The sequence below is a fragment of the Streptomyces sp. LZ34 genome, assembly GCF_053890475.1.
Genome location: NZ_CM132680.1, coordinates 12,202,413 through 12,217,080, shown reverse-complemented (window position 1 = coordinate 12,217,080; position 14,668 = coordinate 12,202,413). Strand labels below are relative to the sequence as shown.

Sequence of the window (14,668 nt, the reverse complement as noted above, 5' to 3'; positions counted from 1 at the left end):
CACGTCCTGCGGCGCTTGACGTCCCGCGAGCCCTACCGGCGGAACTCAGTTCCCGTCCGTCTTCAGACGGAGATGACGGACTGCGGGGCCGCATGCCTCTCGATGGTACTGGCCCACCGCGGCCTGAACGTGACGGTCGACCAGCTGCGAGAAGAGACGAACACCGGCCGCGACGGCGTGTCGGCCCGCGCCTTACTGGAAGCGGCCCGGCGTTTCGGATTGACCGGCCGGGGAGTCCGTGTCACGCTGCCCGGCCTTCGGAGCCTCTCCCCCGGTTCCATTCTCTTCTGGAACTTCCGCCACTTCGTGGTCCTTGAAAGAGCGACCCGTGACCATGTCTACATAGTCGACCCCGCGCACGGCAGGCGGCGCCTGGCGCGGGAAGAAGTCGGAAGGATGTTCACCGGTGTCGCGCTGGAGTTCGAGTCGTCGCTTCATGCCGCTGCCGGCGCCGCCACGATCCCGCCGGTCACCAGAACACCGACTCCTTGGAGCTTTCTCCGGCATTTCTTTCCCCGGCACAGCTCCTGGTTTCCCCTCGTCATGGCATCGCTGGCTCTGCTGCTTTTCAGCTTCGCCACTCCGTTCGCCTCCGCCTATGCAGTGGACCACATCGGATCCGATTCATACCGGCCCAGCACATGGCAGTACGCCCTCGCAATCACGGGACTTGTAGGATTCTATTTCATATTGCAGCTCATTCGTGGCCTGGCTATTCTCAACCTGCAGACCGCAGCTGACAAACGTGTGACGCTCGGGGTTTTCTATCACCTTCTTTCGCTCCCTTATCAATTCTTTACCCGACGCAGCCCGGGAGACCTGGCGCTGCGTGTGCGTACCAGCACGGCCGTGCGGCAGGTCCTCACCAATTCCACCATGTCGGCGATCTGTGACGGAATCCTGGTCTCCGTCTATCTGGTCCTGCTGATCCTGGCCGATCACCATATCGCCTTGCTGGTGTTCACGCTGGCAGCACTGCAGGTCCTCCTCCTGATATCGGCGTGGAAACGGCAGGCATACCTCACGGCGGATGCCCTGGAAAGCCAGGCCCAGGCAGAAAGTCAACTTCACGAGATACTGGAGAACATCGTGACGTTGAAATCGGCCGGCCTCGAGGGAAACCAGGGCGAGAACTGGTCCCATTCGTTCGCGGATGAGGTCAACGCTCGCAACCGCAGCCGCAGGCATCTTTCAACCGTCTCGGCGCTCAGCACGAGCATCCAGATGGCTGCTCCCCTCCTCGTGCTGCTGCTCGCGGTCCATCGCGTCCAGGCATCGGAGATCTCCATCGGTGACGCCGTCGCGTTCACCTCTCTCTCCATCGGGCTCTTCGCTCCCCTCACGAGCTTGATTCAGGCAGGCGTACAGGTCGCCGGGCTCAGAGGAACTCTTGCACGCTTGGGGGATGTCCTCACCACCGAGCCGGAACCTGTTCCGTCCGCTCACTCGAGTCCGGCGCACCGGTTGGGCGACATCCGGCTCCGGGATGTCCACTTCAGTTACCCGGGCGGGGCCGGACCGGCCTTGGCCGATGTCTCGCTGCGTATTCCCGAGGGAAGCTTCTTCGCCATCATCGGAAGGTCCGGCTGCGGAAAGTCCACCCTTGCCACCGTACTGGCCGGCCTGGTCCCCCCGTCCCGCGGAGAATATTCCATAGGCGAGACGGTCATGCGGGACGACAACAGGGTGTCGGTCAGAAAGTCCATGGGGTTCATCAACCAGGATTCCCGTATCTTTGCCGGTTCCATCCGTGACAACATCGCCATGGGTCTTCCGGAGGTGTCCGACACACAGGTCCACGCGGCGGCAGCGGCCGCTCTCGTCCACGACGAGATCATGGCCATGCCGATGAAATACGAAACGCTCCTGGGCGTCGGCGGGGCAGGGATCTCAGGCGGTCAACGGCAGCGGATCGCACTGGCCAGGGCATTGGTCAGAGGCCCTCTCGTGCTGATTATGGACGAGGCCACCAGCGCGCTGGATCAGGGGACGGAAGAGGAGATATTTTCCAGGGTTCGGGCTCTGGGGTGCACTCTGATCGTCATCACCCACCGGCTGTCCGTCATCCGCGAAGCGGATTCGATCGTGGTCTTCTCCGACGGGCGAATCGCCGCGGTGGGAAGCCATGAGGAACTTGCCGCCTCCAGCGGTCTTTATCGCTCTCTGGGCGGAGGAGCCGATGATCCTCGGCAAACACAGCTGACAAACCCGTCGAGCGACGCCTGACACCTGGAACCCAGAGGTAACGTGATGACGCCGATGTATCGGCACACCGGGGTCGCGCTGCTGAGGTCCGCGTCCGTGCCGCTGACCCGTGCGCCTGACGTGTGGCCCGATCCAAGCGATGTGACGGCGTGCCGGATCTGGCTTCGGGAGGTGTGGGCCCGGCCCGGGATCGCGGATGCCGTCAGACAAGCCAGCCCTTCGCTGGCCGCCCGGGTGGACGACATCCTCGCGGGGCGGAGCGTCCGGGACCGCCAGGTGCGCCGTGCCACGACCGCCCTGGTGGGTTACGTCCTGCGGGGCACCGGACGGCCCACTCCGTTCGGGCTGTTCGCCGGGGTCGCGCCGGTGACACTCGGCTCCGACGCTCTGATCCGCTGGGGCGACGGGCATCTGCCCGTGGCTCGGGCCGATGCCCAATGGCTGGCCGATGTCATCGGGCGCCTGGAGGCATGTCCGGAACTGCTGGGACGCCTCGACGTGGTGTTCAACGACCTCGCGGTGCGGCGTGGGAGCCGGCTGGAGGTACCGCGCGGTCGAAACCGCACCACGATGCGGCGCACTCCGCCCGTGCAGGCCGTGTGGGACGCCGCCGCGGCGCCCGTGCGATTCTCGTCCCTTGTCGAGAAGGTGGCCGATGCCTTCCCCTCAGCCGAGCCGGCCAAGGTCCGGAGTCTGCTCACCCGGCTTGTGCGACACGGCTTCCTCCTCACGTCCCTGCGCGCCCCGTTCACCGCCACCGATCCCCTCGCTCATCTGCTGGGCCGGCTCCACACGGCCGGAGCGGACGCGGTGGCATCCGTCGCGCCACTGCTCGGGCAGTTGGAGGCCGTCCACGCCGATGTCGAGCGGCACAACCAGGGGGGCCTCGGTGCGACCGACCGGCTCGGCCTGCGCGGGGCCCTGACCCGCGAGATGCGCGAGGTGTCCGAAGCGGGGCCCACACCGCTGGCCGTCGATCTGCGCCTCGACTGCGGCATACAGGTCCCGGAGGGCGTCGCGGAGGAGATGGAGCGGGCCGCGGGAGCGCTGCTGCGCTTGACCCGGCAGCACACCGGCCGTCCTGAGTGGCGGGAGTATCACGCCGCGTTCGTCGACCGGTACGGCACCGACACGCTGGTCCCGTTGCGCGACGTCGTCGATCCGGACGCCGGGCTGGGCTATCCGGCCGGCTACCCGGGAAGCGTGCTGCCCGAAGCGGTCGTCGAGGACGCCGGCGACCGCGATCAACGGTTGCTGGCACTCGCTTGGCAGGCCGTCACCGACGGCAGCCATGAGATCGTGTTGACCGAGGAGACTATCGAGGGGCTGGCCGGGGACGAGCCGCTGCCCCCGAGGCGTGTCCCGCCGCATGTGGAGTTGTCCGCCCGGGTACATGCCGCCGACGTCGATGCGTTGGGACGTGGTGAGTTCACGCTGGTCGTCGCCCCTGCTCGGGCCGCGGGAACGCTGACCGCCCGCTTCACCCCCGCAGTGCCCGACTCCGGGTTGGAGGATGTCTATGGGGCCGTCCCCACTGCCACCGCCGGGGCCCTGCCCGTGCAGCTTTCGTGCCCGCCGGTGTCCGTGGACGCCGAGAACGTCTGCCGCGTCCCAGCGTATCTGCCGCATGTCCTCTCGCTCGGTGAGCATCGCGGCCCGCGGCCCGCGGCACCCGGGCGGCGGGACGGTCGGGCGTCGCGAGAGGATCCGGACGTGTTCACGGTGGACGACCTGGCCGTGACCGCGACCTGGGACTGCCTTCATCTGGTCAGCATGGCGCACCGGCGGATCATCGAACCGCAGGTCTTCCACCCGCTGGCGCTCGATCATCAGCTTCCTCCAACGGCACGGTTCATCGCCCGACTGCCCCGCGCGTTCACCGCCGCCTGGCACGAGTTCGACTGGGGCCCGCATGCCGCCCGGCTGCCGTACCTGCCTCGGGTACGGCACGGTCGCAGCGTCCTGTCCCCGGCGCGTTGGCATCTGACGCGCGCCGATGTGCCGGGCGAGGAGGCCGACGACGGGCAATGGCAGCACGCCCTCACCCGATGGCGCGCCCGATGGCGCTGCCCGGCCGTGAGCGAACTACGCGACGCCGACCGGGCCTTGCGCCTGGATCTCGACAAGCCGGCGCATGGTGCCGTCCTCCGCGCTCACCTGCGCCGCTTTCCTCATGCCACACTCACCGAAACCGCCATATCGGCGGACGCGTACGGCTGGGCCGGCGGACACGTCCATGAGATCGTGCTCCCGCTCTTCAGAAGGCACGGGTGCAGCCCGTCGCCCTTGACCGGGCCGCTGCCCGTGGTGGTCAACCCGCGCCACGGCGATCTGCCCGGTTCGCCCGGCGCCCGCTGGTTGTACGTGAAGGTCTATGCCCATCCGGAGCGGCAGGACGAGATCGTGGCGGATGCGCTGCCCCGACTCGTCGCCGGTCTCGAGGGCGATCCGCTGTGGTGGTTCGTGCGCTATCGCGGCTCGCACGACACGGACCACCTGCGGGTGCGGATCCGTACGGCTCAGGGGCGGTTCGGGGCTTACGCGGGCGCCGTCGGTTCCTGGGCTGACGACTTGCGTGAGCGGGGCCTGGCCGGGCACATCGTGTTCGACACCTATCGCCCCGAGACCGGTCGCTACGGGGCCGGTGAGAGCATCGTGGCGGCCGAGGCGGTGTTCGCCGCCGACACCTCGGTGGTCGCCGCCGAGTTGCGGGGCCTTCCCCCAGCCGTCATCGCCCCCGTCGCACGGGTGGCGCTCAACATGGTCGAGATCGCCGAGGGGCTGCTGGGGAGTCCGGACGAGGCGATGAGGTGGCTGGCCGCCCGTCCCGCGCCCGCCGGCAAGGTGGTGCAGCGGGCGGTGGCCGATCAGGTGATCCAAGGGCGGGCGCGGATGGGTGATGCCGAGGATCGCGACTTCCGGTCCGTCGAGGTGACGAAGGCGCGACAGGCCCGCGCGGCCGCGTTGGCGCGCTACCGCGGCCTGCTGCCGGACAGCGCCGACATGGGCGCGGTACTGGAATCGCTGTTGCACATGCATCACAATCGGGCGCTGGGCATGGACAGGGCCCAGGAGCGCGCCTGTCGTCGCCTGGCCCGGCAAGCGGCTCTCGCCTGGTGCGCGCGGCAGGCTGAAGGCGGCGGGGGATGACTTCCCAATCGGCTCCCTGCTGCCCCAGGGCCCCAGGGAGCCGGACGCTTTTCAGTGGCCGGCCTTCGACATCGGCACCGGTGACTTGGTCGCGGGGCCTGGGTCGGCCTCCGGGGTTCGGGGGCCGGGGAGCGGAATCTGGCCCGGCTGGTGCAGGACGACCGTACGCACCGGCAGGGGGATCTCGATGTCCTCGGTCCGGTAGCGCTGGTGGAGCCGCTTCAGGAATTCGTGTTTGATCAGGAATTGGTCGCTGAATTCCTGGACGCGCAGAATGACCGAGAAGTCGATGCCGGCCTCCCCGAAGGTGTGGAATCGGACGACCGGTTCGTGGTCCGGGACGCCGCCGGACACCTCGGCCATCACCTCTTCCGCGACGTCGATGCTCACCCGCTCGACGTGCTCGAGGTCGCTGTCGTAGTCGACCCTCGCCTGGATCATGATCGACATCTGCTCTTCCGGCTGGTGGTAGTTGGTGGTGATGGAGCCGGCGAGCTTGGCGTTCGGGATGATCACGAGGTTGTCCGGCAGCTGGCGCACCGTGGTGTTACGCCAGTTGATGTCGACCACGTAGCCTTCCTCGCCGCTGCCGAGCCGGATGTAGTGGCCGGGCTGCACCGTCTTGGAGGCGAGGATGTGGACGCCCGCGAACAGGTTGGCCAGCGTGTCCTGGAGCGCCAGGGCGACCGCGAGGCCGCCCACGCCGAGCGCGGTGAGCAGCGGGGCGATCGAGATGCCGAGCGTCTCCAGCAGGATCAGGACGCCCATCGCCAGCACCGCGATGCGGGTGATGTTGACGAAGATGGTGGCGCTGCCCGCCACTCCGGACCGGGACAGCGCCTGTGTGCGCACCAGGTCGGCGACCACGCGGGCCACCGCGATGGTGGTGGCCAGGATGAGCACGGCGGTCATCACCTGGTTGACGCTGTGGTCGATGGACGCGGTCAGTGGCAGGGCCGCTGCCGCCCCGGACACGCCGGCGACCAGGGCCGCCCAGGGGGAGATGGTGCGCAGCGCGTCGACGATGATGTCGTCGCCGGTCCACCGGGTCCTGCGCGCCCGTTCGCCCAGCCAGCGCAGTGCCATACGGGACAACAGGCCCATCGCCATGCCCGCGGCCAAGGCGGCGCAGACGACGATGAGGTCGTGCAGGGTGAGCGCGCGGGTCACCGGCCGCTCCCCGTACGCCGCGACGTGTGCCGTGACGTGCGGCAGGTCCTGCCGTACGTGATGGCGGGCCGCGGTCCGGGGGCGCCCTCGTGGCCGGGTCTGCCGGGGAGTTCGGAGTGCTGTCTTGTCACCGTGTCACCTGCTCGTGCCTGGGATGTCGGGCTGCGCCGAGGCTTTCGGATCAGGGCCCCGACGCGGTCTGCCATCCTGCCGCATGCCTCTTCGGCGGATGACACCAACCGGCCAGTGGCCCACCGAGGCGGCGTCGGCCGCACGCGTCAGGCGTCCGCGTGGGTCATGCGTCGGACCACGGTGGCGGGCCGACCGGTGACGGCGGGGCGGGTCCGCGTGTGCCACAGCCACCTGATGTCGCGTGCGAAGGACCAGATGAGCAGCGCCAGCGCCACCAGGACCACCGCGAGCGACACCGGGTGCGGGAGGATCGCGGCGGCGGCCACCAGGAGGGCGATCCCCTGCGACGCGGCGACCGCCTTGCGGGCGGTGTTCACGGGCAGCGGCTCGTTCAACCAGGGCAGGGCCCGGGCGGCCGCGACGAAGGCGTAGCGCATGGCGCCGATGGTGAGCACCCACGGGCCCAGCAAGGTGGCGACGTAGACGCTGAGCACCAGGATGAGGAAGGCGTCGACCTCCATGTCGAAGCGTGCCCCCAAGGGGGACGCCGTTCCGGTGCGCCGGGCGACCTTGCCGTCGACGGCGTCGAGGATCAGCGCCACCGTGGTGAGGGCGACGAGGGCCGGGACGCGTGGCGGGCTCTGGAAGGAGTCGGCGACCAGCGCGGTCACGCCCCCGACCAGCGTGGCGCGGGCCAGGGTGACGCGGTTGGCCGCGCCGAAGGACCTGAGCCAGGAGCGGCATACGGCGCGCGTCAGCACGGCCCAGGTGGCGAACGCGAACGCCAGACCCGTCAGCCATCCCGCGGGCCCCAGGCCGAGTGCGGTGCCGAGGAGTGTCAGCAGGAGTACCTGCGCGACCGCTCCCACGGCCGTTTCCTGCCGCAACAGCGTCGTGTCATATGTGTTGTTCAGGGCAGCCACCGTGCACCCTCCGGCTGTTGTGGCGGAGTCGTTGAGTGCCGCGTACCGTGTTCGCGGCTTGATAATGGTCAGTACGTACGTCACGGGCAAAGTGTTCAGCCCGTTGTCGGACCCGGTCTTTCTGGAGGACGTCGATGGAGCGCGTCGCCCGCGCCTTCTGGCTCCGCTCGCCCGGCCACGGCGAGCTGCGGGACGTCCCCCTGCCGGAGCCCGGCCCCGACAACGTCGTGGTGCGTGCCCTGTTCTCCGGGGTGAGCCGGGGGACGGAGACCCTCGTCTTCCGCGGTGGGGTGCCGGAGAGCCAGTACGCCGCGATGCGGGCGCCGTTCCAGGAGGGCGAGTTCCCCGGGCCGGTCAAGTACGGCTATCTCAACGTCGGCGTGGTGGAAGAGGGCCCGGCCGCGCTGCTGGGCCGTACGGTCTTCAGTCTGTATCCGCACCAGACTCGGTATGTGGTCCCGGCGAGCGCCGTGACGCCGGTGCCGGAGTCGGTGCCGGCGGCGCGGGCGGTGCTGGCCGGGACGGTGGAGACGGCGGTGAACGCCCTGTGGGACGCGGCGCCACTGATCGGTGACCGGATCGCGGTGATCGGGGCCGGGATGGTCGGCGCGAGTGTGGCCGCCGTCCTCGCCCGGTATCCGGCCGTGCGCGTCCAGCTGGTCGACGCGCAGCCCGCGCGCGCCGGGATCGCGGCGGCCCTGGGGGTCGACTTCGCGCTCCCCGAGGAGGCCGCGGGCGACTGCGATCTCGTCGTCCACGCCAGCGCGACCGAGGCCGGGCTGGCGCGCGCCCTCGAACTCCTCGCGCCGGAGGGGACGGTCCTGGAGCTGAGCTGGTACGGCGACCGACGGGTCAGTCTGCCGCTGGGCGAGGCCTTCCACTCCCGCCGTCTGGTGGTGCGCAGCAGCCAGGTGGGGACGGTGTCCCCGGCCAGGGGCTCGCGCCGTACCTTCGCCGACCGGCTGGCGCTGGCGCTGGAGCTGCTCGCCGATCCCGCCCTCGACGCGCTGGTGACCGGGGAGTGTGCCTTCGAGGAGCTGCCGGAGGTGCTGCCCCGCCTCGCGTCCGGGGAGCTGCCGGGGTTGTGCCACCGCGTGCGGTACGGGCCCGCCGGGGATCCGGCCTGAGCTGTCCGAAAAGCAATCTGCGCGGCCTGAGAGGCCTGAGCGGCCTCGACAGTCGGCACGATCCGGCATGATCCGGCACAATCCAGCGCGGCTCTGAACCAGGGCGACGAGTCGGCCGTACTACATGACGTGGCCCGGCCGAGGGCCGCCAGACGTGCCGTACCTGGAGGGTCGTTCGTTGTTCAGCATCACCGTCCGTGATCACCTGATGATCGCTCACAGCTTCCATGGAGAGGTCTTCGGGCCCGCGCAGCGCCTGCACGGGGCGACATTCCTGGTGGACGCCACTTTCCGCCGCACCGAGCTGGACGCCGACAACATCGTGGTCGATATCGGCCTCGCCACCCAGCAGCTGAACGCGGTGGTCGGCGAGCTGAACTACCGCAATCTCGACGAGGAGCCCGCCTTCGCGGGCACCAACACCAGTACGGAGTTCCTGGCGAAGGTCATCGCCGACCGCCTCGCCGACCGGGTGGCCGCCGGGGCGCTGGGCGAGGGCGCGCGGGGGCTTTCGGGGCTGACGGTCACGCTGCACGAGTCGCACATCGCCTGGGCGAGTTACGAGCGGGATCTGTGAGGGCGCGCCCGATGAGCCGCGCCGACGCCACCGCGACGGACCTGCGCTCCGTGCACATCGTCATGCCCGGTGGCGTGGCCGATCCGGCCGCGCCGAGCGGCGGCAACACCTATGACCGCCGGGTGTGCCGGGACCTGCCGGGTGTCGGCTGGCAGGTCCACGAGCACGCCGTCGCGGGCACCTGGCCGCAGCCGGACGCCGACGCCCGCGCGGAGCTGGCCCGGGTCCTCGCCGAGCGGCCGGACGGCAGCGTCGTCCTCCTCGACGGGCTGGTGGCCTGCGCCGTGCCGTACCTCGTCGTGCCCGAGACGCGGCGGCTGCGCCTGGCGGTGCTGGTGCATCTGCCGCTGGGCGACGAGACGGGGCTCGCCCCCGGCCGGGCGGCGGACCTGGACTCGCTGGAGCGCAAGACACTCCGCGCCGTCCCGGCGGTGGTGGCGACCAGTGACTGGGCGGCCCGGAGGCTGGTGGCGCACCACGGGCTCGCCCCCGGCCGGGTGCACGTCGCCGCGCCCGGCGCGGATCTCGCGCCCCTGGCGCCCGGCACCGAAGGCGCCTCACGGCTGCTGTGCGTCGCCTCGGTGACCCCGCGCAAGGGGCAACACCTGCTGGTCGAGGCCCTGGCCGAGGTGGCCGACCTGCCCTGGAGCCTGCTGTGCGTCGGCGGCCTCGGCCAGGACCCCGGCTATGTGACCGGGCTGCGCGAACTGATCGACAAGCACGGCCTCGGCGACCGGGTGCGCGTCACCGGCCCGCGGGCCGGTGCGGAGTTGGACGCGAGCTATGCGGCGGCCGACCTGCTGGTGCTCACCTCGTACGCCGAGACGTACGGCATGGCCGTGACCGAGGCGCTGGCGCGGGGCATTCCGGTGCTGGCGACGGCCGTGGGCGGGGTCCCGGAGGCGTTGGGGCGGGCTCCCGACGGCGGACTGCCGGGCGTCCTCGTCCCCCCGCGGGACCCGGCGGCGCTCGTGGAGGCGCTGCGCCGCTGGCTCGTCGAGCCGGGTGTGCGGGGGCGGTTGCAGGCGGCCGCACGGGCGCGGCGCGCCGCTCTGGACGGGTGGGAGACGACGGCGCGGCGCATGGCCGAGGTGCTGGAACAGCTTCGATGTGAACCACGGAGGGCCGCATGAGCACCACCGACGTGCCGCTGTACCAGCCGGAGTGGCTGGAGTTGCGGGAGGGCGCCGACGCCGCGGCCCGCGCCGTGGAACTCCTCGACCCGCTGCGGGGGTGGCTGGCGGAGGCCGGGCGGGCCGGCGGGCTGGTGATCCATGACCTGGGCTGCGGCACCGGTTCCATGGGCCGCTGGCTCGCCCCCCGGCTGCCCGGACCCCAGCACTGGGTGCTGTACGACCGCGATCCGGCGCTGCTGGGCCGGGCCGCCGCGCAGGCGCCCGCCACGACCGCTGACGGCGGCGGCGTCACGGTCCTGACCCGGCGCGGGGACCTCCGCGGGCTGGCCGCGGACGATCTGGCCGGGGCCTCGCTGGTGACGGCCTCCGCTCTGCTGGACGTGCTGACCCGGGACGAGGTGGACGTGCTGGTCGCCGCCTGCGCCGGGGCCGGTTGCCCGGCGCTGCTGTCACTGTCGGTGGTGGGGCGGGTCGAGCTGGCCCCGGCCGACCCGTTGGATGGCGAGATGGCGGAGGCGTTCAACGCCCACCAGCGCCGCGGTGGTCTGTTGGGGCCGGACGCGATCACGGTGGCCTCGGAGGCCTTCGTACAGCAGGGCGCGGCGGTGCGGGTGCACAGCAGCCCGTGGCGGCTCGGCGCGGGCGAGTCCGCGCTGACGGCTCAGTGGCTGCGCGGCTGGGTCGAGGCGGCCTGCGAACAGCGGCCGGATCTGGCGCCGCACGCCGAGGCGTATCTGCGGTCCCGCCTGGCGGCGTGCGCGGCGGGCGAGTTGCGGGTGGTGGTGCACCACAGCGATCTGCTGGCGCTGCCCAAGACGACGGGCGGGGCGTCGTGAACGCGCGGGCGCTCAGGGCGCGGCTCGGCACGATCGCCGGAGCGGTCATCCTCGCCGTGGTGCTGTGGCGCGTGGGCACCGGCGCCTTCCTGGACGGCGTGCGCCGGATCGACGCCACGACTCTTCTGGCGGCGCTTGCTCTGGGCCTGCTCACCACGGTCTTCAGCGCCTGGCGCTGGTGTCTGGTGGCCCGGGCGCTGGACATCCGGCTGCCGCTGGGCGCGGCCGTCGCCGACTATTACCGGGCCCTGTTCCTGAACGCGGCGCTGCCCGGCGGTGTCCTCGGTGATGTGCACCGCGCGGTGCGGCACGGGCGCGACGCCGGTGACGTCGGCCGGGGGGTGCGCGCGGTGGTGCTGGAGCGGGCCGCGGGCCAAGTCGTGCTGGCCGCGGTCGGCGTGGGGATTCTGCTGACCCGGCCGTCCCTGGCCGTGGCGGAGACCCGTCGCCTCGTCGGCCATCTGGCCGCGGCGCCGGGCGCCGTGGCGGTCCTCGCCGCGGTGTGCGCCCTGATGGCCGTGGCCGCCGTGGCCGCCGTACGGCTGCGCGGGCGGCCCCGTACGTCGCGGTGGCGCCGCGCGGTCCGCGCCGCGCTGGGCGAGGCGCGGCGCGGACTGCTGGCCCGGGGAAGCTGGCCGGGGGTGGTGGTCTCGTCCGTGGCGGTGCTGGCGGGGCATCTGGGGATGTTCCTGCTGGCCGCCCGGGCCGCCGGTTCAAGGGCGCCGCTGGCCGAGTTGCTGCCCCTGATGGTGCTGGCGCTGCTCGCCATGGTGCTGCCGCTGAACGTCGGCGGCTGGGGGCCCCGGGAGGGCGTCACCGCGTGGGCCTTCGGCGCCGCGGGCCTGGGCGCGGCCCAGGGGCTGACCGTCGCCGTGGTCTACGGAGTGCTCACCTTCGCGGCGAGCCTGCCCGGTTTCGCCGTGCTCGTGGGGCAGTGGTTCGCCGGGATGCGACGTCCGCAGGTCGATCTCGAAGAGCGTGTCCTCGCCGAGGTGGGCGCGGCGCATGGGCGGGCGGAGCGCGTCCCGCATGACCGGCGTGCCGGCGAAGCGGAGCCCGGGGACGCCGTCGCCGAGCAGGACCGGGGCCACGGTGACGTAGAGCCGGTCCAGCGCCCGCTCGTGCAGGAACCGCGACACGGTGACGCCGCCGCCCTCGATCAGCACCCGGCCCAGGCCGCGTCGCGCGAGGGCCTCCATCAGGCGCCGGGGCGCGAAGGCCTCACGGTCCGGCAGGGTCAGCACGTCAACGTGGCCGCCGAGGCCGCTGTGGCCGCCACTGCCGCCGACACCGACCGACCCGTCCTGGCCGCGGCCACTGCCCTCGGCCACCACCCACAGGGTGGGAGCTGAGCCATCGGTGAACACTCGGCGTTGCGGCGGCACCCGGCCGTGCGGATCGAGCACGACGCGCACCGGGTTGGTCCCCGTGCATGCGCGCACCGTCAGCTGGGGGTCGTCGGCGGCGGCGGTGCCGGCTCCGACGACCACCGCGTCGGCGAGGGCACGGAGGTGGTGCAGATGAGCGCGGTCCTCCTCGCCGGTGACATAGTCGGCGTCGCCGGTACGGGTGGCGATGAAGCCGTCCAGGCTCTGCCCGAGCTGCGCGAAGGTGAGGCGGGGGCCGGCCAGGCACAGCGGCAGATAGCGGTCGGTGAGTATGCGCGCCTCGGGCGAGGCCTCCTGCCGCCACCGCCGGCCGCCGTCAGGGCCGCGGATCAGGCCGCCGGCCTCGGCGTCCGCCTCGGTCCGGATGGCGCGCAGCCGTTCCCAGGCCGCCGTCTCGTCGAGCACGGTCATCGGGACTCCTTCGGGGTCAGCAGCGAGAAGTACTCGGCGAAGGAGTCGACGAGCGCGGTGAGGATTTCCTTTCCCTTTGCGGCGGTTGCCAGGGACGGGCGGCCGATGACTCCCGATTCGGTGTAGGCCGGCATACCGAGGGTGAGGAGATGTCTGCGATCGTCGGCGAGGAAATCAGATGTTTCATAACCGGGCCGGACGAGTTCCGGGTGGGCGTGCAGGAGGATGGATGTCTCGACTTCCCCCGCATGCATATCGCTCTGCGACGGGGTCCGGACTCCGGCTTCGGTGCGCGCGGCATCCCAGTCCGCCGATCCCGGGAAAAGCACCATGCGGGTACCGGTGGAGGCGGATTCCTGAACCACGTTGCGCAGTACGTAATTCCCGCCGTGCCCGTTGACCAGAATCAGGGAGCCGACACCGGACCGGCGGAGCGATTCGGCGATGTCCCGCACAACGGCGTGGAGGGTGGCGGCGGAAATGCTGACGGTCCCCGGCCATGCCGCGTGCTCGTGCGAGCAGGAAATGGTCAGTGGCGGGAGGAGGTGGACCGGGTACGCGGCGGCGATCTCCCGGGCGATGGTGCAGGCGATGACCGTGTCGGTCACCAGGGGCAGAAACGCCCCGTGTTGCTCGAAACTGCCGATGGGGAGGACCGCGACGTGGGCCTGCGCGGCGCGCACGTCCTCGGTGGTGTCCGGCGGCAGCAGGCTCGGGGCCTGCGGTCGTGTTCCCGAACCGGTCATATCTCTCAGGCCTTTCGCTCTGCGTTCCGTGTTTGTGTGCGGGGTGCCAGGCTACGCGGTCGGGCGCACTTCCACCGGCCGAACGTGACGAACCGGACAGCGACTTGGTTTCCTTTGTCATTTTCACGCACACCGCGAATATTCTGCGGATTTCCAGTTAGGATCAGAACATGACAGAAAGCGATGGCCCGTTCGGCGAGAACGCTCGATCGTCAGGCGTCCAGCGAGTGGCGCAGGTCCAACTGTCCACCGAGTACGGCGTTTTTCTGGCGGTCGGCTACTTGGACAGCATTCGCGGGGATGAACAAATAGCGCTGGTTTACGGCGATGTCGAGGGAGACCGGGCGCTTACTCGCGTGCATTCGGAGTGTCTGACCGGGGACGCCTTCGGGTCCCGGCATTGCGAGTGCGGCGATCAACTGTCCGCGTCGCTGCGCGCCATCGCGAGCGAAGGGCGCGGCGTTCTCGTCTACCTCCAGGGGCACGAGGGGCGTGGCATCGGGCTGCTGGCCAAGCTCCGGGCGATGCAACTCCAGGCGGAGGGGCTGGACACCGTGGAGGCGAACCTCGCGCTGGGCCTCCCGGTCGACGCCCGTGACTACCGGGTGGCGGCGGACATCCTGCATGACCTCGGTGTGCGGTCGGTGCGGCTGCTGTCGAACAACCCGCGCAAACGCGAGGCGCTGCTGCGGCATGGCATCAAGATCGCCGAGCAGGTGCCGCTGCTGATACCTCCGCGTGAGGAGAACTTCGCCTATCTGCGGGCCAAGGCGGACCGCCTCGATCATCACCTGCCGCACTTGGACACCGTGGCCGAACGGTCCTGACGGACACGCGGACACCCGGAGCCCGCCGGCGCATGGCGTC

The 14,668-nt window shown here is 70.9% G+C and carries 10 protein-coding genes and 2 pseudogenes; 8 read left to right on the top strand and 4 right to left on the bottom strand.

The window, feature by feature from the left end; genetic code table 11:
- Positions 1–102: 102 nt before the first annotated feature.
- A complete protein-coding gene (locus ACWY4P_RS52310; RefSeq protein ID WP_456207869.1) occupies positions 103–2,226 on the top strand; it encodes a peptidase domain-containing ABC transporter in 2,124 nt (707 codons plus the stop codon).
- A 24-nt stretch (positions 2,227–2,250) separates the two neighbouring features.
- The gene (locus ACWY4P_RS52305) at positions 2,251–5,355 is read left to right on the top strand and encodes a lantibiotic dehydratase (protein WP_456207868.1); all 3,105 of its coding nucleotides are present in this window, start codon (positions 2,251–2,253) and stop codon (positions 5,353–5,355) included.
- A 51-nt stretch (positions 5,356–5,406) separates the two neighbouring features.
- On the opposite strand, the gene ACWY4P_RS52300 is transcribed toward ACWY4P_RS52305, so the two are convergent.
- Both ACWY4P_RS52300 and ACWY4P_RS52295 read right to left on the bottom strand, forming a co-directional pair.
- A complete protein-coding gene (locus ACWY4P_RS52300; protein WP_456207867.1) occupies positions 5,407–6,525 on the bottom strand; it encodes a mechanosensitive ion channel family protein in 1,119 nt (372 codons plus the stop codon).
- A gap of 278 nt (positions 6,526–6,803) precedes the next feature.
- Positions 6,804–7,580, bottom strand: a complete 777-nt coding sequence (locus tag ACWY4P_RS52295) for a CDP-alcohol phosphatidyltransferase family protein (protein WP_456213339.1) — start codon at positions 7,578–7,580, stop codon at positions 6,804–6,806.
- A gap of 134 nt (positions 7,581–7,714) precedes the next feature.
- Here ACWY4P_RS52295 and ACWY4P_RS52290 point away from each other — a divergent pair, with 134 nt between their 5' ends.
- From ACWY4P_RS52290 to ACWY4P_RS52270, 5 genes and pseudogenes are all read left to right on the top strand, one after another.
- The gene (locus tag ACWY4P_RS52290; protein WP_456207866.1) at positions 7,715–8,707 is read left to right on the top strand and encodes a zinc-dependent alcohol dehydrogenase; all 993 of its coding nucleotides are present in this window, start codon (positions 7,715–7,717) and stop codon (positions 8,705–8,707) included.
- Positions 8,708–8,885: 178 nt separating this feature from the next.
- Positions 8,886–9,284, top strand: a complete 399-nt coding sequence (locus ACWY4P_RS52285) for a 6-pyruvoyl trahydropterin synthase family protein (protein WP_456207865.1) — start codon at positions 8,886–8,888, stop codon at positions 9,282–9,284.
- 11 nt (positions 9,285–9,295) lie between these two features.
- The gene (locus ACWY4P_RS52280; protein ID WP_456207864.1) at positions 9,296–10,417 is read left to right on the top strand and encodes a glycosyltransferase family 4 protein; all 1,122 of its coding nucleotides are present in this window, start codon (positions 9,296–9,298) and stop codon (positions 10,415–10,417) included.
- Positions 10,414–11,256, top strand: coding sequence for a methyltransferase domain-containing protein (locus ACWY4P_RS52275; RefSeq protein WP_456207863.1), 843 nt, complete (start codon positions 10,414–10,416; stop codon positions 11,254–11,256). The genes ACWY4P_RS52280 and ACWY4P_RS52275 overlap by 4 nt, the downstream gene beginning before the upstream one ends.
- Positions 11,175–12,104, top strand: a pseudogene (locus ACWY4P_RS52270) (lysylphosphatidylglycerol synthase transmembrane domain-containing protein); the annotation flags it as partial. The gene ACWY4P_RS52275 and the pseudogene ACWY4P_RS52270, both read left to right, overlap by 82 nt.
- Before the next feature lie 276 nt (positions 12,105–12,380).
- On the opposite strand, the pseudogene ACWY4P_RS52265 reads toward ACWY4P_RS52270, so the two are convergent.
- Positions 12,381–13,055: pseudogene (locus ACWY4P_RS52265) on the bottom strand (RibD family protein); the annotation flags it as partial.
- Positions 13,052–13,801, bottom strand: coding sequence for a creatininase family protein (locus ACWY4P_RS52260; RefSeq protein WP_456207862.1), 750 nt, complete (start codon positions 13,799–13,801; stop codon positions 13,052–13,054). The gene ACWY4P_RS52260 and the pseudogene ACWY4P_RS52265, both read right to left, overlap by 4 nt.
- Positions 13,802–13,971: 170 nt before the next feature.
- On the opposite strand from ACWY4P_RS52260, the gene ribA reads away from it, so the two are divergent.
- The gene (ribA, locus tag ACWY4P_RS52255) at positions 13,972–14,628 is read left to right on the top strand and encodes a GTP cyclohydrolase II (protein WP_456207861.1); all 657 of its coding nucleotides are present in this window, start codon (positions 13,972–13,974) and stop codon (positions 14,626–14,628) included.
- Positions 14,629–14,668: the final 40 nt, after the last annotated feature.